At 35.5% G+C, this 19,015-nt stretch carries 18 protein-coding genes and 1 pseudogene; 9 read left to right on the top strand and 10 right to left on the bottom strand.

Annotation, left to right across the window (positions count from 1 at the left end; translation table 11 throughout):
• Window positions 1-108 precede the first annotated feature (108 nt).
• From AC4BBX_RS00490 to sfsA, 4 genes and pseudogenes are all read right to left on the bottom strand, one after another.
• Window positions 109-2,820 carry a sigma-54-dependent transcriptional regulator gene (locus tag AC4BBX_RS00490; protein ID WP_490454532.1) on the bottom strand — a complete coding sequence of 904 codons (2,712 nt, stop codon included), beginning with the start codon at window positions 2,818-2,820 and terminating at the stop codon, window positions 109-111.
• A gap of 18 nt (window positions 2,821-2,838) precedes the next feature.
• Window positions 2,839-4,098: a DEAD/DEAH box helicase gene (locus tag AC4BBX_RS00485; RefSeq protein WP_490454531.1), complete on the bottom strand. Its 1,260-nt coding sequence runs from the start codon at window positions 4,096-4,098 to the stop codon at window positions 2,839-2,841.
• A 14-nt stretch (window positions 4,099-4,112) separates the two neighbouring features.
• A complete protein-coding gene (locus tag AC4BBX_RS00480; protein ID WP_490454530.1) occupies window positions 4,113-5,114 on the bottom strand; it encodes a Gfo/Idh/MocA family protein in 1,002 nt (333 codons plus the stop codon).
• A gap of 16 nt (window positions 5,115-5,130) precedes the next feature.
• Window positions 5,131-5,861, bottom strand: a pseudogene (gene sfsA / locus AC4BBX_RS00475) (DNA/RNA nuclease SfsA).
• 148 nt (window positions 5,862-6,009) lie between these two features.
• On the opposite strand from sfsA, the gene AC4BBX_RS00470 reads away from it, so the two are divergent.
• The 3 genes from AC4BBX_RS00470 to AC4BBX_RS00460 all read left to right on the top strand — a co-directional run bounded on the left by AC4BBX_RS00470 (window position 6,010) and on the right by AC4BBX_RS00460 (window position 8,169).
• On the top strand, window positions 6,010-6,348 hold the full coding sequence (locus AC4BBX_RS00470; protein WP_490454529.1) for a DUF4828 domain-containing protein: 339 nt from the start codon (window positions 6,010-6,012) through the stop codon (window positions 6,346-6,348).
• Window positions 6,349-6,463: 115 nt separating this feature from the next.
• Window positions 6,464-6,613, top strand: coding sequence for a hypothetical protein (locus tag AC4BBX_RS00465; RefSeq protein ID WP_490454528.1), 150 nt, complete (start codon window positions 6,464-6,466; stop codon window positions 6,611-6,613).
• A 278-nt stretch (window positions 6,614-6,891) separates the two neighbouring features.
• Window positions 6,892-8,169, top strand: a complete 1,278-nt coding sequence (locus AC4BBX_RS00460; RefSeq protein ID WP_490455730.1) for a serine hydrolase — start codon at window positions 6,892-6,894, stop codon at window positions 8,167-8,169.
• A 70-nt stretch (window positions 8,170-8,239) separates the two neighbouring features.
• Here the strand turns inward: AC4BBX_RS00460 and AC4BBX_RS00455 are convergent, their stop codons facing one another.
• Window positions 8,240-8,725 (bottom strand): GyrI-like domain-containing protein, encoded by a 486-nt coding sequence (locus AC4BBX_RS00455; protein WP_490454527.1) that lies wholly within the window; start codon window positions 8,723-8,725, stop codon window positions 8,240-8,242.
• A 168-nt stretch (window positions 8,726-8,893) separates the two neighbouring features.
• On the opposite strand from AC4BBX_RS00455, the gene AC4BBX_RS00450 reads away from it, so the two are divergent.
• Window positions 8,894-10,105, top strand: coding sequence for a YdcF family protein (locus tag AC4BBX_RS00450; protein ID WP_490454526.1), 1,212 nt, complete (start codon window positions 8,894-8,896; stop codon window positions 10,103-10,105).
• Between the two features lie 39 nt (window positions 10,106-10,144).
• Here AC4BBX_RS00450 and AC4BBX_RS00445 read toward each other — a convergent pair whose 3' ends face one another.
• Both AC4BBX_RS00445 and AC4BBX_RS00440 read right to left on the bottom strand, forming a co-directional pair.
• Window positions 10,145-10,648 (bottom strand): HD domain-containing protein, encoded by a 504-nt coding sequence (locus tag AC4BBX_RS00445; RefSeq protein ID WP_490454525.1) that lies wholly within the window; start codon window positions 10,646-10,648, stop codon window positions 10,145-10,147.
• Window positions 10,649-10,773: 125 nt separating this feature from the next.
• Complete coding sequence (locus tag AC4BBX_RS00440) at window positions 10,774-11,532, bottom strand: TrmH family RNA methyltransferase (RefSeq protein WP_490454524.1); 759 nt, start codon at window positions 11,530-11,532, stop codon at window positions 10,774-10,776.
• A gap of 107 nt (window positions 11,533-11,639) precedes the next feature.
• Between AC4BBX_RS00440 and AC4BBX_RS00435 the strand changes: the two genes are divergently transcribed.
• The 3 genes from AC4BBX_RS00435 (at window position 11,640) to AC4BBX_RS00425 (ending at window position 14,170) form a co-directional block, all read left to right on the top strand.
• Window positions 11,640-11,912, top strand: a complete 273-nt coding sequence (locus AC4BBX_RS00435) for an acylphosphatase (protein WP_490454523.1) — start codon at window positions 11,640-11,642, stop codon at window positions 11,910-11,912.
• A gap of 313 nt (window positions 11,913-12,225) precedes the next feature.
• Window positions 12,226-13,155, top strand: a complete 930-nt coding sequence (yidC, locus tag AC4BBX_RS00430) for a membrane protein insertase YidC (RefSeq protein WP_490454522.1) — start codon at window positions 12,226-12,228, stop codon at window positions 13,153-13,155.
• A 67-nt stretch (window positions 13,156-13,222) separates the two neighbouring features.
• Window positions 13,223-14,170: an AEC family transporter gene (locus AC4BBX_RS00425; protein WP_490454521.1), complete on the top strand. Its 948-nt coding sequence runs from the start codon at window positions 13,223-13,225 to the stop codon at window positions 14,168-14,170.
• A gap of 211 nt (window positions 14,171-14,381) precedes the next feature.
• Here AC4BBX_RS00425 and AC4BBX_RS00420 read toward each other — a convergent pair whose 3' ends face one another.
• From AC4BBX_RS00420 to glyQ, 3 genes are all read right to left on the bottom strand, one after another.
• Window positions 14,382-14,531 (bottom strand): hypothetical protein, encoded by a 150-nt coding sequence (locus AC4BBX_RS00420; protein ID WP_490454520.1) that lies wholly within the window; start codon window positions 14,529-14,531, stop codon window positions 14,382-14,384.
• A 141-nt stretch (window positions 14,532-14,672) separates the two neighbouring features.
• A complete protein-coding gene (gene glyS, locus AC4BBX_RS00415) occupies window positions 14,673-16,745 on the bottom strand; it encodes a glycine--tRNA ligase subunit beta (protein ID WP_490454519.1) in 2,073 nt (690 codons plus the stop codon).
• A gap of 1 nt (window position 16,746) precedes the next feature.
• The gene (glyQ, locus tag AC4BBX_RS00410) at window positions 16,747-17,661 is read right to left on the bottom strand and encodes a glycine--tRNA ligase subunit alpha (RefSeq protein ID WP_490454518.1); all 915 of its coding nucleotides are present in this window, start codon (window positions 17,659-17,661) and stop codon (window positions 16,747-16,749) included.
• 795 nt (window positions 17,662-18,456) lie between these two features.
• On the opposite strand from glyQ, the gene AC4BBX_RS00405 reads away from it, so the two are divergent.
• A complete protein-coding gene (locus AC4BBX_RS00405; protein ID WP_490454517.1) occupies window positions 18,457-18,666 on the top strand; it encodes a type 1 glutamine amidotransferase family protein in 210 nt (69 codons plus the stop codon).
• Between the two features lie 50 nt (window positions 18,667-18,716).
• Window positions 18,717-19,010: a DJ-1/PfpI family protein gene (locus AC4BBX_RS00400; RefSeq protein WP_490454516.1), complete on the top strand. Its 294-nt coding sequence runs from the start codon at window positions 18,717-18,719 to the stop codon at window positions 19,008-19,010.
• The last annotated feature ends 5 nt before the right edge of the window (window positions 19,011-19,015 follow it).

Raw genomic sequence — 19,015 nt, 5'->3', positions numbered from 1 at the left:
TAACTATAAAGCAAGAAGTGTGCCAAAAATAATATAGACCAAAAGTTGATAAATCAGCTTTTGGTCTATATCAAATATTTACACACTAACTCATTTGTGTTTACACACTTAATTAACTGTGTAAGTATCAGACACACTTTCGATGTGATTTTCAATAAAGGCTTTTAATAAGAAGGCTATTTCGTCTTCTGAAATTCGCACATAGTTGTTCCGTTCAATAGGCATTAAAATAGTTCGAACTTGATCAGCTTCCAATCTATATTGGCGTTGAAACTCCACAAGATCTGGGAAACGACGTGTTTCTTCGTCTTTCAATAAGCTTTCCACTAAAAATGCTAAATGAATAATCAAGCCTGCTTCGACACTAGGTTCTACAACTAAATGTAACTGATTCTGAATTTGATGTACGGCTTGTTGTAAGTCTTTGATTAAGTTACCTAGTGAGCGAATATTCACTAAGGTATCTCTCAAGGAATCTACAATAGATTCAATCGGTACTTCATCTCCGACAATTCGTTTTAAAACATTTAGTTTTTCATCATCAAAAACATCATATGCTGAGAAGAAAGGAATATTTTGATAATCTACCTCAACTGTTCCAGCAATGGCTTTTATCTCGTATTCTTCTAGCAAACCATCGATATGTTTCTTAAATGTTTCTCGTTCGATAAATTGCATTTGAATAATTTCAACTTTTGATTCATCCACAATTGGAGAAATTCGTTGGTACAATTTCGCTGCAACTCCTTCTCCGGTAAAACAAGTAACAACAATGGCCTTTTTGGAACCTTTCGCTTCTTGTGTGCTTCTAAATTGCTCACGGACAATTGATTCAAAGGACATCTGAATATTTTGATACATATCTTCTAAACTACGACCAGAATCTGACATTCGTAAAGCTTCAATTACAATCATCGTACTAGTCATTGAGATCGCTTTAGTTCGAATACCTGTTTCTTCATAAATTAAATTGGCAAAAGAATTCAATGATCCCATATCAGTCAAAAGCAACAAACCATTAGATAACTTAACTTTATTTTCTGTTACATATTCTAATAATTGATCATACATAACTTTCACTTCTGTATCTAAAGACATATTCATCGCGTGACCTGTTGTTGTACCTAATAATTCTTGTGCGGTTTCTAGCATACTACTAGCAGTCCCACACCCATGCATCAAAACAACAATTGCTACTTTGTTGATAGGTAATGGTTCGAAATCACCCACTTGAATGGATAAAAACATACTAATGAACCCTATTTCATCAAATGGAATTTCTATGTCACATTCATCTTCAATTAAAGACGATAAATCAAGAGCCACTTGAAATTCTGACTTCAATTGTTTGCGTACAGTATTTAAATCAGGATGGACAATCATATGTCCATCATTGATTCGATCCAAGGTGCTTTGTAAATGTAAAGCAAAGGCAAAACGAGCTTTTTCATTGTATTTCCGATCCAATTCTTTTTCAGCAATATCATATAACTGATTCGTTAATTGCCAAACCTTTTGAGGAATTAGGTTCTTGTGTACAGGTGTTTGAGTTAATTCTTCCACATAAGCTTCAAAATAAGCATCTACATCTCGTGAAATCAATTTTTCTAAATCGACACTTTCCACACCAGTTTGGCTTAAAGTTGCCACTTTTTCTTCTATATCGTTATAGACTTGCATATTACGTTCGGGATCTTGTGACCAAACAACATCTGGTTCCCCTGGTTCGAAGGTTAAGTAATCTCCCTTCCCTTCTAAAAAACGTTCCAGACGATCAGACATCTCCTTGACTTTTAATAATCCTTTTTGAACTTGTAATGAACAATCTCGTTTTCGAATCATCAAATTATTTTGCTTGTGAGTACGGTATCGTAAAAAAGCTTTTGCACAAACCAATTTCAAATCTCGCTTGATTTGTCCGATATTTGCCTCCGCATCATAAAGCATAAAAGATAAAATTGCATCTTTTTCTACTTGAATTCCTTGATTTAATCGATTGGCTTCTTGTTTGATAAATAATGAAATAATTTCATACCGCTCATCTAATGAACGTGAGGTCAAGTTAGGGAGTGTGATTGCCATTGGAATACGTCGGTTAAAGGTTGTTAAAAAGCTTTCCGATGATTCAGTTGTCGCTCCAATGATTTGTACTGAAGCTTCATAGGTTTGACTACTTTCTCCTAACGGTCGATACATTCCTTTATCAATAAAAGTGAAAAGCATCTCTTGTCCTTCAGGAGGCATACGATGAATTTCGTCTAAAAATAAAATGCCTCCATCAGCTTTCGCAATTAATCCTGGAGAATCTTCACTTGCTCCAGTATAGGCTCCTTTACGAATCCCAAAAATATGTCCAAATAATAATTGAGGGTTCTGTGCGTAATCCGCACAATTAAAAGAAACAAAGGGAGCATCTTTTTTTAAAACTTTTGATTGCATCGCAAAATGATACATACATTCAGCGAACATGGACTTACCTGTTCCAGTTTCACCAAAAATAATGGTATGCAAACCTCTTGGCGGATACAAAATAGCTGCTTTCGCCTGTTGGATACTAACTTTCAATGAAGCATTCGCTCCTACCAAGGTATCAAAACTAATATCAGTGGAAGCATCTACGTGTATTTGTTCATCAGAAGTTGGTTGATAGATGACGGGGCGACCACTTTTTTTGGCAATTTTATCTTCTTTAAACAGCTCACTTAAATAGCGACTCGCATTACTTCGATCCATTTGTAAAATGTCTGCGACTTCTGCTGCAGTCAAGCCATTTTTGTGTAATTCAATCGTCTGTAAGATTTCATCTTTTCTAGAGAACATGACACACCTCCCTCATCATTAGTCTTTTCTTTTTCGAGCTCCTTTATTTTTTTGATCCTTCTTGCGCTTTTTATTTTTTTTCATCGGCTTTTCAATCGGTCGAAGCTCTTTTACTTTTGGTTTAGCTTTTGACTCTCTCACAACTTCTCGTTCTTCTTTTTCTGGACGTTCTGTGTGTAAAGCACCGCCATGTAAAAAGACTTCTTCTATAGTGATGTCTAATTCTTTAGCTATTTTTTTTAGGTAAGATAGGGTGTTGTCTTGAACCAAGGTAATAACTTCCCCAGAAGCTCCCATTCGACCGACACGACCAGAGCGATGCAAATAGCTTTCTTTAGTCAGAGGTACTTCATGATTGATGACAAAAGGTAATTCATTAATATCAATTCCTCTTGAAGCAACATCTGTTGTTAATAGTTCAACAATTTTTCCTTGTTTAAATAGTTCTAATGCCATTCTTCTTAACTCTTTGGATTGATCAGAAGCTAAAGAAGCGACTGGAAGTTGATGAAAGAGTAACTTTTCTTCTGCACTGCCTAAATCTTGGAGTTGATTAAAAAACACCAATCCTTGAAAGTCTTTCAAGTGAGCAAAACGACGCAAAGCATCTACTGTTCGTCGGGCTGGATAGACTAAATAATAATGTTTAACTTCACCTTTGCTACGGTCTTCCTTTGTTACATCATAAACAAAGATATTCGGTACAACCTTTTCAATCGCCGGCAACGCTTGATCCGCTGTTGCTGAAAAGAAGGCGTACTGTAACTCCTGTTGGAAACTTTTTATAATTTCTTCTACTAATTCACTAGTTCCTGGTAAAAATAATTGATCTGCTTCATCAAAAATAACTGTTTGAAGCAAATGCGCTTTAATTTTTTTCTGCTTAATCAGTTCGACTACTCGTCCAGGTGTCCCAATTAAAACTTCTGGTTTGGCTTTCAGTTTTTCAATTTGTCGCTTAACATTTGCTCCTCCAATGATCGGTTGAACATTTAAGTCTAGTTCTCTTCCCCAAACTCTAGCAACTTCTGCTACTTGGATACCCAATTCTTGAGAAGAAGTTAATACAAGTAGTTGATTGCCTTCTCCTGGAATAACTTTGGCTAAAGTCGGTAAAAGATACGCTAAGGTTTTCCCTGAACCAGTTGGCGAAATTCCTACTAGATTCTCACCAGCTAATAGTGGTTGATATACTTTCTCTTGAATGACAGAAGGGGCAGTAAATCCCTCTTCTGTCCATCGATTTTGCCATTTTTCCGGCAAATTATTTTCAAACATCTTTTTTCGTTCCTCTATTCTTCATCAGCGGCATAATGCACGCCTGCTTGTGTTCTTAGTTCATATAATACTTCATTAACATCTCTTGCTAAATCAAGCAATTCTTGATAACGTGCTTGGTTTTCAGCATTATCTGGATCTTGAATGATTTCCGCAAAATTAATCGCTTCTTCAATCATCGGATTAGCTTTAGCAGTCACTTCTAGTTCAACCGTTTCTTCACCGCGAATCTCTAATTTTGCTTTTTCAATTGCGTTAATCGCGTTCAGATAAAGTGTTCCATTGTCGAAATAAATTTCTGAAGGCAAAGCAGAGTTACCAATTTTTCCATGTTGAATCGTAACATCATAGTTTTCATAGCGTAAAATAGCTGTTCCAATTCCATCTACACCGGTCGCAATCTTACGAGCAAAATGATGCACCTCTTGAGGTTTCCCAAACCAACCTAATGCTGCATAGATAGGATATACACCTAAATCAGCCAATGAGCCACCTGAAAAACGTGGAGAAAAGATATTAGGTTCTTGGCCCTCTAATACTTGGTCATATCGAGAAGAATACTTCATATAACTAAAATTAGCCCCAATAATGTGTTTTGGTTCAGGCAAGGATTCTTTGATTACTTTAAAACTTTCTTCATGAACGTTTCGAGCTGCTTCAAAGAAAAACACTTTGTTTTCTTTTGATAAAGCGATAATTTCAGCCATTTCTTTTGGTGTGGAAAATGCGGGTTTTTCTACAATCACGTGTTTCCCTGCTTGAATCGCTGCTTTGGCTTGACCAAAATGCAAGCTATTTGGTGAAGCAATATACACAACATCTAGTCTTGGTGTAGTCAAGAAATCTTCTAATTCTGTCTCACAAGCAATTTCTCCATAATGTTTACAAGCAAATTCTTGTGCTGTTTCTATTTTTCTTGAATAAACTGCACTTAATGCATATTTCCCTGAATCTAAAGCCGCATCAACAAATTGATGGGTAATCCAGTTTGTTCCAATAATCCCTAAATTAATCATAGTATTTCCCTCTTTTCTATAAATTTGGATCAATAAATTCTTTTTCTAAATCGAAAGGAATTGGTTGATGAATATCAATTTTTCTAGGTGTTACTTTACAGGCATAGGTTAACACTTCTACACTATTTTCTTTGGCAAACTTCATTGCTTGGTATAGCTTTGGTTGCATTGTCGTATGAATCGTAGCAATTTCTAAGTTTTCAAATTTTGCTACAAAAAGCACGTAGCAATGAAAACCTTCTTTTTGAGCGAGGTTCAATTCATTGACATGTTTTAATCCTCGAACTGTAGGTGCATCTGGAAAAGCACCTACTTTTTGATTTTCCAAGTCATGCCTTTCACTTCTATAAATCCTTTTTCACCTTGTGTGGTTTCAAAATAAAAATCGAAAGTCGAATGTTGGAAGACAACCTCTCGTTTCAAATAATCAATTGATCCTTTTAAATGGGGTAAAAGAATCTTTTTTTCTTTTATTCCATCTGACACTAGTTGATTAGGAGCTTGACTATCTATATTATACCAATCGTTATCTTTTTTTACTGCAATTAAGTCATAACTTGTTTTTCGCTTTGGACTTGGACAATATTCTAAAGCAACTAAAGCATTAGAAAGTAAGAGTTCTTTGCTTCTTACTGTATTTATTACATGCACTGTCACAATTTCATTTGTTTCTTTTAGACGACAGCTAGCGATAAAGCGATTATCGCGAGTCAAAAAATAAGCAGATTGCACGGCTGAATAGTTCATAAGGGCTCCTTTTCTCTATCTATGCATAGCAAAAGTTTAACACATAATCACAAAAACTTCTTGAAAAATCCAATCTTCCTGCGAGATATTTTCATTCTTCCCATGATATAATAATAGTATGAATTCATTAAAGATCGGAAGTGATTCTTTGAAAAAAAGAATGTTTATTCTGGGCGCTTCCTTGTTTACAGGAATCATTGGCTCAGTACTCATTCATCGGAAAAAGACGGAAGTTAAAAAGCAAGTATTTATTGGGAATTGGATGTACTACGATAAGCATAAACGGCCTATCAAATTAACAGTTACCAAAGACTTACAAGTGCATATTCAAGACAAACTAGAAGCTGATACTGTCCTATATCAATCAGATAATCGATTAGCTTTTATCGATTCAATGGGTTATGAAATTGCCTTCGAAAAAAAGGAAGATCACTTTTCTTTTTATGACGAAACTGAAGATACTTCGTTTTCTTTAACTAGAATTTAATTTATTGTGGATGAACAAGGTGTTCCGTTAAATAAGGGGTACTTATTTATATATTAAGGTGTGGGTTCGATTCCCATCGTCCACGTTCAAATATATTTAGAAAGAAGGAGTGTTTATGGCAGCAACATTTGTTTCTCTGTTTTCAATATTTGCGTTATGTATATTGCTAATTGGTTTAACAGTTCTTGCTTATCAAGTCTTACAACAAGATACCAAAGTCAAAGTTCCTGTTAAAACACAGTCACATTCAAACAAGATCCATTGACTATAATTTTCAAACAGCCTAGAAAATCCAACTACTCATAGTTAGGATATTCTAGGCTGTTTAATATGTCTCTTATAAAAATGAGAATTTTTCTGGACAACTGGACTGGGAGTTTTTGAAATTTCTTCTCCAAAGATAATTAATAGAATCATTCCTTCTTTTTTTCTTTGAGTTATCGCCTAACTATTGAAACCTTGTGTAGTCTTTGTTACACTCTGTAGTTGAAACTACATAAAGGAGACGAAAGAGTGAATAAAAAACGCCTACTTCCCTTATTGATGGGATTATTTTTTTTAATGAGCAACTTTTTGCCATTAGTTACAGTTTTTGCCGAAGAAACTGATTTCCAAATCGAAGCAAAAGCAGCCTTGTCTGTTGATGTGGAAACTGGAAAGATTTTTTACAATCAAAACGGAGACGAAAAAATGGGGATTGCCTCCATTACCAAATTAATTAGTATTTATTTAGTTGAAAAAGAAGTGGCTGAAGGTCGACTGTCTTGGGATGAAGAAATTACGATCGATGAAGAAGTCGCTGCCTTAAGTACCCACCCATTACTTTCAAACGTCCCTTTATATCCAGAATTTACTTATACTGTTCAAGAACTTTACGATTCCACTATGATTCAATCTGCTAATGCCTCAATTATGGCTTTAGCTATTCGTATCGCTGGTTCAGAGGCGGCTTTTGTTGACATGATGAAAGCACAGCTAGCTGAATGGGGTATTCAAGACGCCCAAATTGTAAACAGTTCAGGTTTAAACAACGAATACTTGACAACTCTTTACCCAGGCTCTCAAGAAGACGATGAAAATCTTTTAACAGCTCGTGAATTAGCCATTGTTGCGCGTCATTTAATTCAAGATTTCCCTCATATACTAGAAGTGGCTGCTACCCACACTAAAGTATTTGGTAAGCATACTTATTCGCCAGTAGAAATGGAAAATTGGAATTGGTTGTTGCCAGAAAGCCACTTTCCTAAAGATGGTGTCGATGGATTGAAAACAGGCACTACCGATTTAGCAGGTGCTTGTTTTGTTGGAACAATGACTAAAGATGGTCAACGAATTATTACTGTGGTACTAAATGCTACCAATCATGAAGATGATCCTGCTGCTCGCTTCACAGAAACAGCTCGTCTCATGGATTATAGTTACGACAATTGGCGACAAGAAGAAATTATTGCAGCCGGAGATACTGTACCTGATTTTCCTGTAGCTCCAGTTCATGAAGGAAAAGAGCCTTCTGTTCCTGTCATTGCAGCTCAAGCATTGACAGCTTGGTTTCCTACATCAGTAGATTCCGAAACTCTAACATTTACTGTTGAGCTAATGGAGAATTTATTAACTGATGGAGAACTTCAAGCACCGATTGCTCAAGGAACATCCGTAGGAACTTTCGAGGTTAATCTTGATGACTCATTAGGTTATTTAGAAGAAGATGATCAAACCACTCTTATGGGTGCTATTCAAACCACGCAAGAAGTTGAAAGAGTGAATTTCTTTGTTCGTTTATATCGTAGTCTTTATACAACAGTAAGTGGTTGGTTTAATTAATTAAATACAAAAAATACCCGGACGATAAGATGCTTTTTTCAAGGCAATCTCTCTCATCCGGGTATTCTTTCTATAAAATGTTAATTGGGAAATATAATTCTACTTCTCCAGCAGTAAATTCTGGTAAGTAATGTTCTTGAATTGCTGCAACTAAAGCAACTCCTTGTTGAGGTAAAATCTCTTCAAACATTTTTTGAGTCATTGTTTCCAAATTAGCTTCATTGGTTTTAACTACCAAATATTCCATTTCTGGTATCACCCATCTAGTCCATCCTTCAGGAGTCTCTACTTCTGGCGGTAGTTGCATCCCCGCTAAATATCTCCCTGTCTCTTGCCAAGGATCTAACCACGAGATTTCGTCACTCATCAATCCCCATAACTGAACAGGTTCGATATCAACGTCTCCCGCTACTTCTGCAAGATCTTCAAAATGTTCTGTTGCTAGTTCCCATAGTGTAGGTACCCACGAACCACCCTCAGAAGCAAGTCCTTTTCCTTCTTTTCCAATTACGGTAAATTCTGGTAATATTTTACGAATCACTTCACCAATCTCCACAAAAAATTCCTCCTCTTTCGATGTAGATCTTATTCTAGTTAAGTCATTTAGTAGAAAATGACTTCCTTCTCTTCTATTGTAACGGATTTTTCTTTTTTGAGCGAACAAAAATAATACAAGATTTATCTGACAAAGTTCGCTATACTAATTATTGAACGGAGGGATGGAATGGATATTAGACAGGTATTAACTTTTATGGTTCCTTATATATCGGGGATGGGAATCTTATATTTATGGCAGAAAAATAAACAAGACTCTCAGCAATTTTTTTATTGGGGTAGTTGGACATTGCTGAATTTATCAGTCTATTTAGGCATTATTGAGTCTCAGGAAAGTTCCTTTTTTTGGATAATTCCTCTCACATTTTTCGGATTGTTCTTTTTGAGCTATCGGTATGAAAAAACTCATTTGAGAAATGGCTTTTTATTTAACATCTTTTTAATTATTTCCGGTATTTATTTAGCTTTTAACTATATACGCACAAATAATTCAATGGTACTTTTATTAATTTTTGGTGCACTATTTATTTTATTGGCAGTTACTTTATTTGGAATAACTGGATTAACCATTTTATTGTACTGGAATGCAGTGATTGTTCTTCGCCGTGAATCTCGTTCATTGGCTAATCTTTTGACTTTGATTACTGCTATTGGACTGACGTTTTTACTCATTTACGATCATTTTATCTCTAACCGAATTCCAGAATGGTTAAGTCCCATAATGGCTATTTTACCTGCAGGATTCATTTATTTTGCGAGTGTATTTTTAAATTTTTTAACAGTCTCGATTTTATATCAATTTAATCAACCTCGTCTCAAGCAGGATTTTATTATCATTTTAGGTGCTGGGTTGATTGATGGCGAACGAGTAACACCACTATTGGCACAAAGAATTGACAAAGCGATTGCTTTCTATCGTAGACAAGAAAAATATCAACAACCGCCAAAACTTATCATGTCAGGTGGCCAAGGCCCCGATGAAAAAATTCCTGAAGGGATTGCCATGAAAAATTATGCTCTAACACAAAACATACCCGAAGAAAATATCTTGGTTGAAACAAATTCTACAACAACCCTAGAAAATATGAAGTTTTCAAAAGAAATCATCCTGCAACAACCAATATCTAAAGCCAATGTTATCTTTTCTTCTAACAACTATCATATTTTTCGAGCAGGGATTTTTGCAAGATGGGCTGGTTTAAAAGCAGATGGAATTGGTTCTAAAACTGCCTTTTATTATTTACCTAATGCTTTCTTAAGAGAGTTTATCGCCATTGTAGCTATGAATAAAAAACGACATTTTATTATCGTTGGATTAATAGCTTTAGGTTTATTACTAGTTTCTCTTATCTTACTAATTGTGCCTAAAATTTATGGATAAAAAATGCCTGACAGTATGCTGTCAGGTATTTTTAAATTCTTATACAGACTGTGTCCAACGCATAGCACGATGCCATTTCAAACGAAGGGATTCAACAATCGGGCTAGTTGCTTCTTCGATAGCACAATATTTATCTACTAACGTAACAATATAACTTTCTTTGTACTTTGGAGGAGCAATGGTCGCACCCCACATATGTTTAATGATAATGTCTTTTTCTAATTCGGAAAGCTCTGTGATTTTCTCTGCATTTTTACAAGCAATTCTTGGATGTACATATGCATGTGTACCTTCATCGAATTTTGTGGTACGCCAATCATAATAGAAAAGATCATGTAGCAAGCCAGCACGAGCAGTTGCTTTGGCATCGCCATTCCAACGTTTCGCTAGTCGATAGCTTTGATAAGAAACACTAATCGAATGCTCTAAACGAGTAGAATGCATATGTTGAACGAATTCTGATAATTTTTGGACTTCTTCAGTTGCAAGTAAATCTTCTACGTAAGAGAGATACTCTTTGTCTTTTTGCCATGCTGCTGTCATATAACTGATTGGCCACCTTTTTAATTTTTTTGTTCACCATCAAGTATAACACGATTTTCTATGAATTCTAGAACTTTTAATATAAAAAAGCATTTTTTAATAGTTCCTTAAAGAGTCTTCTTTTTTCACACAAATGCATACATTAGAATTCCGGCTGCAACACCAACGTTTAGCGACTCAGCTTTGCCATAGATAGGAATGTATAAATTTTTATCCGTCATTTCTAAAATAGTTTTTGAAACACCTTGTCCTTCATTTCCTAAGATTAAAGCAACATTTTCACTTTTAGAAATTTCAGAAACCGTCACTGCTTCGGTATTTAATTCAGTTCCATAAACTGGTACCCCATGTTCTTTCATCTGAGGAATCCATTCAAGTAAATCTTTTGAGACAACTGGCAAATGAAATTGACTTCCCTGCATACTTCGCAAAACTTTTGTGCTGTAAATATCTGCTGTACCTGTACCCAAGATCACTCCAGAAAAGCCTGCAGCATCCGCTGTACGTATCATCGTTCCTACATTTCCCGGATCTTGCACATTATCTAATAAGAGCCATTTTCCCAATAAAGTATCAAATGTAGGCTCTTCTTTTTGTACAACCGCAATCATACCTTGTGGTGTAGGTAAATCAGACAAACTCTTCATCACTTCGTCAGAAACGAAATAAACTTGATCAATGGACTGATTTCTCCAGCTTTTCCATTCCTTTAAACCACGTTCATCAACAAAAAGCTCTTCGATTTGTGCGCCACAATTTAAAGCTTCTTCAACTAGATGAAATCCTTCTAATAAATATCTGGCTTCTAGTTCGCGAAATTTTCGTTTATGTAATTTCTTTCGTTCTTTGATTAATTGATTTTTTGTTGATTGGATTTCTTTCATCTTCTCACCCCGCATCATTATAACATGAATGTTTTGCTGAGACTTGTCCAAACATCAAAAAAACGCTATCATTTAATTTGTAAGGACAATGAATAGGAGGAAAAATCATGAGAAAAATTCGAATGAATGTGGACGGTCGCGTGCAAGGAGTTGGCTTTCGAATTACAACAAAAATGTTAGCTGATCAATTAGGTGTTTATGGCAGCGCTCGAAATGAAGATGATGGTTCTGTTACGATTGAAGCCATGGGAGAAGACGAGGTGATCGAACTATTTATTCAAAAAGTTAAAGAGTCCCCTACTCCTGTTGGACGAGTATCTAAGTTTGATCTAGAAGAAGATGCCTCTATTACCGAAAGAGATTCCTTTGTGACAAATTAATTCTTTTATTACGTATGGGCGAGTTATACTTCTTCTTAATATTGGAGACATACAAACTACACAGTGATTAAGGGAGTCCTTTCCTACTTCCTCCACTGTGTTTTTTTGTACAACTGATGAGTTCTCTTTTTAGCAATGAATAACTTAAAGAAGGAACAGTTTGTACATTTTTATTTTCTGTTTAACTATCCATAGTCACTTCTTCATATTTCCTTCACAAATAAATTGGGCGTTGTTCATTGAAATGCTTCGGAATTTTTAGTATAGTTATGATTGTCTAAATTTAAATAAGTATAAGTAGAGGAAGAAGTACATGAGAAAAATGAAAAAATGGTTGATGGGTTCTGGACTTATCGGATTAATGATTGTTTTGTCAGGATGTGTTAGTCGTTTGGAAGATGGTTCTCCGGATACCACTGGTTTAGTTTATCGCTTTTTAGTTGAACCGTTAGGCAGAGCGTTAACCTATATTGCGACAAACTGGGGCTTTGGTTTTGGTTGGGCAATTATTATCGTAACCATTATTGTTCGTTTCCTTATTTTACCAACAGGAATTAATCAATCGAAAAAATCGATGATCCAAAGTGAAAAAATGGAATACATTAAGCCACAAATTACACTTGCACAAAAGAAAGCAAAAGCTGCCAAAACACAAGAAGAACAATTAGCAGCCAACCAAGAAATGCAAAGTATCTATAAAGAAAACAATATGAGTATGATGGGTGGAATCGGTTGTCTACCAATGTTAATCCAAATGCCAATCTTTACCGCACTCTTCTTTACTGCTCAGTTCACACCTGGGATTGAGTCAGCAAGCTTCTATGGTATTCCATTAGGAGAACGTAGTATTTTATTAGTAGCCATTGCAGGTATTTCTTATGTTGCTCAAAGCTTTATTTCTATGATTGGTGTCCCAGAAGAACAAAAGAAATCAATGAGAAGCATGATGATTGTTTCACCATTGATGATTACCTTCATGTCATTATCTGCGCCAGCTGGTGTGACTTTGTATTGGGTAGTCGGTGGATTGTTCGGTTGTTTCCAAACGTTCATTACAAATGTTATCATGAAACCAAAAATTAAAGAACAAGTTGCCCAAGAAATGAAAGAAAACCCACCAAAAGTTGTAGTTACACCTATGGATGAAGTACCAAAAGCAGCTCCTAAAAAAGCTGTAGCTGCTAATCCAAGACCTAAAAATGGTACTGGACGAAACGCAGGTAAACAACAACGCAAAAAATAATAAATAAAAAAATGTTCTTTTCTTATTTTTAAGGAAAGAACATTTTTTGTAAAAAGGAGGTGTTATTTTGTTAGAGGCGTATTTAAATATTATTGTTATTTTCTTATTAATGTTTTTAGGTTATTTGTTATCTTATAAAAAATGGTTCAGCAATCGTACAGCGGATGTATTTTCCAAACTTGTTTTAAATTTTTCGCTACCATTTAGTATGTTTTTAAACATTACTGCTAACTTTTCAAGAGATGAGTTTTTATCTTTATTTTCGGGAATGGTTATCCCGTTATTGTCTATGTTAGTTACACTACTTTTCACTTTTCTTTATCGTAAAATTTTTCGGATTACTGAGACCCGTCAAGGAACTTTTTCGACAATGGTCACCTGTTCTAACACGATTTTTATTGGTTTGCCCATTAATTTAGCGATTTTTGGCGAAATCTCGATTCCTTTTGTTTTACTTTATTACATCATTAATACCACTATTTTTTGGACAATTGGTATCTATTTGATTGCGACAGACAGTCCACAAATTGAAGAAGCTCGAATTTCATTTCACCCACTGGTTGCCTTGAAAAAAATCTTTTCTCCAGCGTTAATCGGTTTTATTATTGGCTTGATTTGGATGCTACTTTCACTAAGAGTTCCTGTTATCGTCAACAGCTTCGGTACTTATCTAGCTGATTTAACTACACCATTATCCATGCTCTCCATCGGAATTATGGTTTACTTTAATGGGGTGAAAAATTTGAAAATGAACAAAGATATTTTAGGTGTGTTGATTGGTCGATTCATTGTCTCTCCACTGATTGTTTGGCTGATTGGTAGATGGATTACCGTCCCAACTTTGATGCTGCAAGTATTTATTATCCAATCAGCTATGCCTGTTCAAAATTCAGTCCCTATTCTGGCAAGAAATTATCACGCTGATGAAGAATTTGCTGCTTCTAGTATGGGCTATTCAGTGTTACTGTATATGCTATATATTCCGATATTGTTGAAATTGATTTATTTGATGTAACCTAATTAGAATGAAAAAAGACGATTTTTAAGCTAGAAATCGTCTTTTTTAACTTACTCTTATTCAAATATACAATCACTGATTAATCATTTGTTCTAATAAATCGACATATGCTTTAAAAAAAAGCCTTAAAAAATAAGTCTAACGCAATTTTCCGATATTTTCAATTAAGCTTATATATGAAAATACCAGCAATTACTTCTAAGAGAATTCACTTTTGTTTCTTCTTAAACGCAAGAAAATAGAAGAAAGCTGGAATGACTAACGTTCCGATAAACACACCCATTTCATAAGAATCATTGATCTGCAAACCATCCACTAATTGCTTGATTACACCTAATGAAAAAAAGATAGCTAACACAAATGCCCACATTCTTTGAATGACTTTTTGCTGTATATTGGATCACTTCCTTTATTTATAGACACCTAGTTCTTTTCTTTCAGCGTCTATGATAGTAAAAAATGAGACAATGAACTTTAATTTTCATTGTCTCATTTTAGTTTATTTCGTAATCAATGAATCTAAACTTGCGATAGTTTGTGCCATTTCAGCAATTTGTCTTAATTGTAACAGACGATTATTACGAACGGCTTCATCATCCACCATGACCATTGTTTGCTCGAAGTAAGCTTCAATCAATGGACGTAAAGCGACTAATGAACCATAATTTTGTTCCACTGTTTGATGTTCAAATCTAGCTTTTAATTCAATCACTGCATTGTATAAAGCTGTTTCTGCTTCATTTTCGAATAGTGCAGGATTAATTGCAATTTCTTCTGCTTGTGCTTTTTTCGCTAAGTTGATAACACGTGTAAGAGCTTCAATCGATGGCTTGAAGTCTTCGTCATTTAGATGAGATTTTAGCATCTCAGCTGTCTCAAATAAACGATGAATATCTTCTTCCTCTGCATTGATCACTGCATCAATCACATCGTGGCGAATATTTTGGGTTAAGAAATACTGACGCAAACGTGCGTACATAAAGTCTAGTACTTGTTTATCCGCATCAGCTAATTCTACACCATAAAGTGTTTGATCAGCATTAACTTTCGCTTCAATCATTCGTTGTAAGCCAGCAAATGGGAACTTCCATTCCTTGTCTGCAATGATACGCACAATTCCATAAGATTGACGACGCAACGCATATGGATCATTAGAACCACTTGGACGCATGCCTACTGCAAAGAATGAAAGCACACTATCTAATTTATCAGCAATCGCTAAAACAGCACCAACACTTGAGATTGGTAGTTCACCTTCACTAGAAATTGGTAAGTAATGCTCGCGAATCGCTTGAGCAACTGCAGGTTTTTCCCCTTGTAATAGGGCGTATTTTTCACCCATAATCCCTTGCAATTCAGGGAATTCTCCCACCATATTCGTGACTAAGTCAAATTTATAAATTTCAGAAGCACGTTGTAAATCAGCTAACTCTTCTGTTGTTAAGCCAACATTCTCACCAATAATTTGTGCTTCCACACCAACCCGTTGCATTTTTTCGTAAATCGAACCGATTTTTTCATGGAAAGTCACATTTTTTAATTTAGCTACACATTGGTCAATCGTTAATTTTTGATCTTCACTGTAGAAAAATTCCGCATCTTCTAAACGAGCGATTAAGACTTTTTCATTTCCTTTGATGACATTTTCAATTTTGTCGCTATTTCCGTTACGAACAGAGACAAAATGAGGCAACAAATCTCCTGCTGCATTGCGGACATCAAAGTAACGTTGGTGTTCTTTCATTGAAGTGACTAAAACTTCATCTGGAACAGCTAAATATTTTTCATCAAAATTCCCAACAAAAGCGGTTGGATATTCAACTAAATTATTTACTTCATCCAATAAATCTTCATCTAAATCAATTTGCCAATTATTTTCTGAGGCAATTTGTTCGATTTGTTTGACAACTAATGCTTCACGTTCTTTTGAATCAGCTAGAACAAATTGTTCTTTTAAATTTTCTAAATAGTCGTCTGCATGTTTAAATGTCACTTCATGTCCTAAGAATCGATGACCACGAGAAATACGACCTGTCGACACATTTAAAATCTCAAAAGGGATCACTTCATCCCCTAATAAAGCCACCAACCAACGAATCGGACGAATGTATTCAAACTCATATTTGTTCCAATGCATCGTTACTGGGAAGGCCAAGCTTGTGATAACTTCTTTTAAACCAGTTAGTACTTCTGTGGCAGTTTTCCCAGCCGTATGTTTCGTTACATAAACATACTCGACACCTTTTAACTCTTTAAACGTGATATCCTCGGTTGTTAGTCCTTGTCCACGAACAAATCCTTGGGCTGCTTTTGACCAATTACCTTCTGCATCCAAAGCAATCTTTTTGGCAGGCCCTTTCACTTCTTCTTCCACGTCTTCTTGTTTTTCAGCAAGACTGCTTACATGAATTGCTAAACGTCTAGGTGTTGAAAAAGCTTGAATTTCTTCAAAATCTAGTCGGTTTTCTTTTAGAAATTTTTCAGTTTTTTCTTTTAATTGGTTCATACTTGGAACAACAACATGTGCAGGTAATTCTTCTAAACCAATTTCAAATAGTAGATTTTTTGCCATCTTATTCTTCCTCCTGCAATAATTTTTCAGCGGTTTCACGATCTAATAATGGATAACCAAGTTTTTTACGTTCATCTACAAATAACTTTGCAACTTCACGAGCCATATTACGAATACGAGCTAAATATCCAGCACGTTCAGTTACTGAAACGGCTCCTCTTGCATCTAACAAGTTAAAGGTATGGCTACATTTTAGAATATAATCATAGGCTGGATGCACAAGACTTTCTTCAATACAACGTTTTGCTTCAGTTTCAAACTTAACAAAGTTCTCTAAAAGCATCTCTTGATTACTAATTTCAAAGGAATATTTTGAATGTTCGTACTCTGGTTGCTTGAAAATTTCTCCGTATTTCACTCCTGGTGCCCACTCTAATTCATAGACACTTTCCACTTCTTGAATATAAGAAGCCAAACGTTCTAAACCATAAGTAATTTCAGAGGTCACAGGATTACAAGCTAAGCCACCAACTTGTTGGAAGTAAGTAAACTGAGTGATTTCCATTCCGTCTAGCCAAACTTCCCAACCTAAACCAGCACAACCCATTGATGGATTTTCCCAGTTATCTTCTACAAAGCGGATGTCATGTTCTAACGGATTGATACCTAATTTTTCTAAGCTCTCCAAGTATAATTCTTGGATATTTTCTGGTGAAGGTTTCATCACCACTTGGAATTGATGATGTTGATACAAACGGTTTGGATTTTGACCATAACGACCGTCAGCTGGACGACGTGAAGGTTCTACATAAGCAGCATTCCATGGCTCTGGACCAATCGCACGTAATAACGTATACGGGCTCATGGTTCCTGCTCCTTTTTCAGTATCATATGCTTGCATCAGCATACAACCATTGTCAGACCAAAATTTTTGTAATGTTAAAATCATTTCTTGAACAGATAATTTTTGACTCATAGTTATGCTCCTTTTTCGTGTTTTTGACAAAATTTTTATTGCGGTTGAAAGTTGTGAAATTTTTTAGGCGAATCGTAGTTTTTTGGGACTAAGGCAATTACCCTCGCTTCGCTCAGCTAGTACTGTTCATCACTCCACTTCGTTACGATCTCATCAACCTCTAAGCGATAAATCGCTAAGTTCTTGAAGGATCTACTCTCGCTCTCACTTTGTTCGGCGAATCGTAGTGATTCGAACTATGGTAACTACCCTCGCTTCGCTCAGCTAGTACTGTTCATCACTCCACTTCGTTACGATCTCATCAAGCTCTAAGCGATAAATCGCTAAGTTCTTGAAGGATCTACTCTCGCTCTCACTTTGTTCGGCGAATCGTAGTGATTCACAGCAAAAAGTCCCTATATCTAAAACAATTAAAATAATTGTCTAGATATAGGGACGAATAGATTTACTCGCGGTTCCACCCTACTTCCGATTGCTCGGCAGCTTCGTTTGTCTTGTGCTCTCAATCGCCTGCGGTAAAAAGTTCCTTGCTTGGCTCTCACTTTCCCAAGTTCGCTATCAAAGGGGGCTCTTTTTCCTTAAAATTGTTCAATGCACGTATTTGATTACATCTATAATAATTCTTATAGAGGTGATTTGTCAAATGAAAGTTTCATGTTTATTTTTCAAATAACAAATCTTTATTGTTGAAACACCCTATCAATTGTAGAATCTCCATGAATTCTCAAGTACAATAGAAAATAAGATAGAAAAAATTGAAGAAGTTTTGCTCTTGGAAAAAAATTAATTCTTGTTGTGTCAACTGATCATTGGAATGATTGGGAAGCGATTTATGCTATGGCTGTCGCTAATTCATTCTCTGACTATACGGTTAAAACAATTGCGGTGGATAATGAAAATAAGATATCGATGGGTGGCATCAATAGTAGCTTAGATTTTAGTGTAGCAGATTTCACCAATTTTGATGAACTTGCTATGGTTATCATGCCTGGAGGTCTTTCATGAGAAACAGTTAATTATCCGCAAATTGCTGATTTTATCAAAACAGTAGAGCAGTGGAGATTCCAGTTGCTGCAATTTGTGGCGCAACTTACTTCCTTTGCAAGCATGGATTTTTTAATGAAATCCGTCATACAGGAGATGCTTTAAGTCTATTTCAAAGTGTAAAAGAATACACTGGCGAAAATTTCTATATCTTCGCCCAAGTTGTTTACGATAACGGGTTTATAACTGCAAATGAAACGGCAGCAGTTGAATTTGCATATCAAATTTTCAAAATTTTAAAGATTGATAGTGACGAAGAAATTGAAGAATGGTTTGATAATTTTCAAAATGTAGCAGTGCGTTAAAAGTT

The sequence above is a fragment of the Enterococcus sp. AMC1157 genome (assembly GCF_058216555.1).
This window is presented reverse-complemented; position numbering and strand designations above follow the sequence as displayed.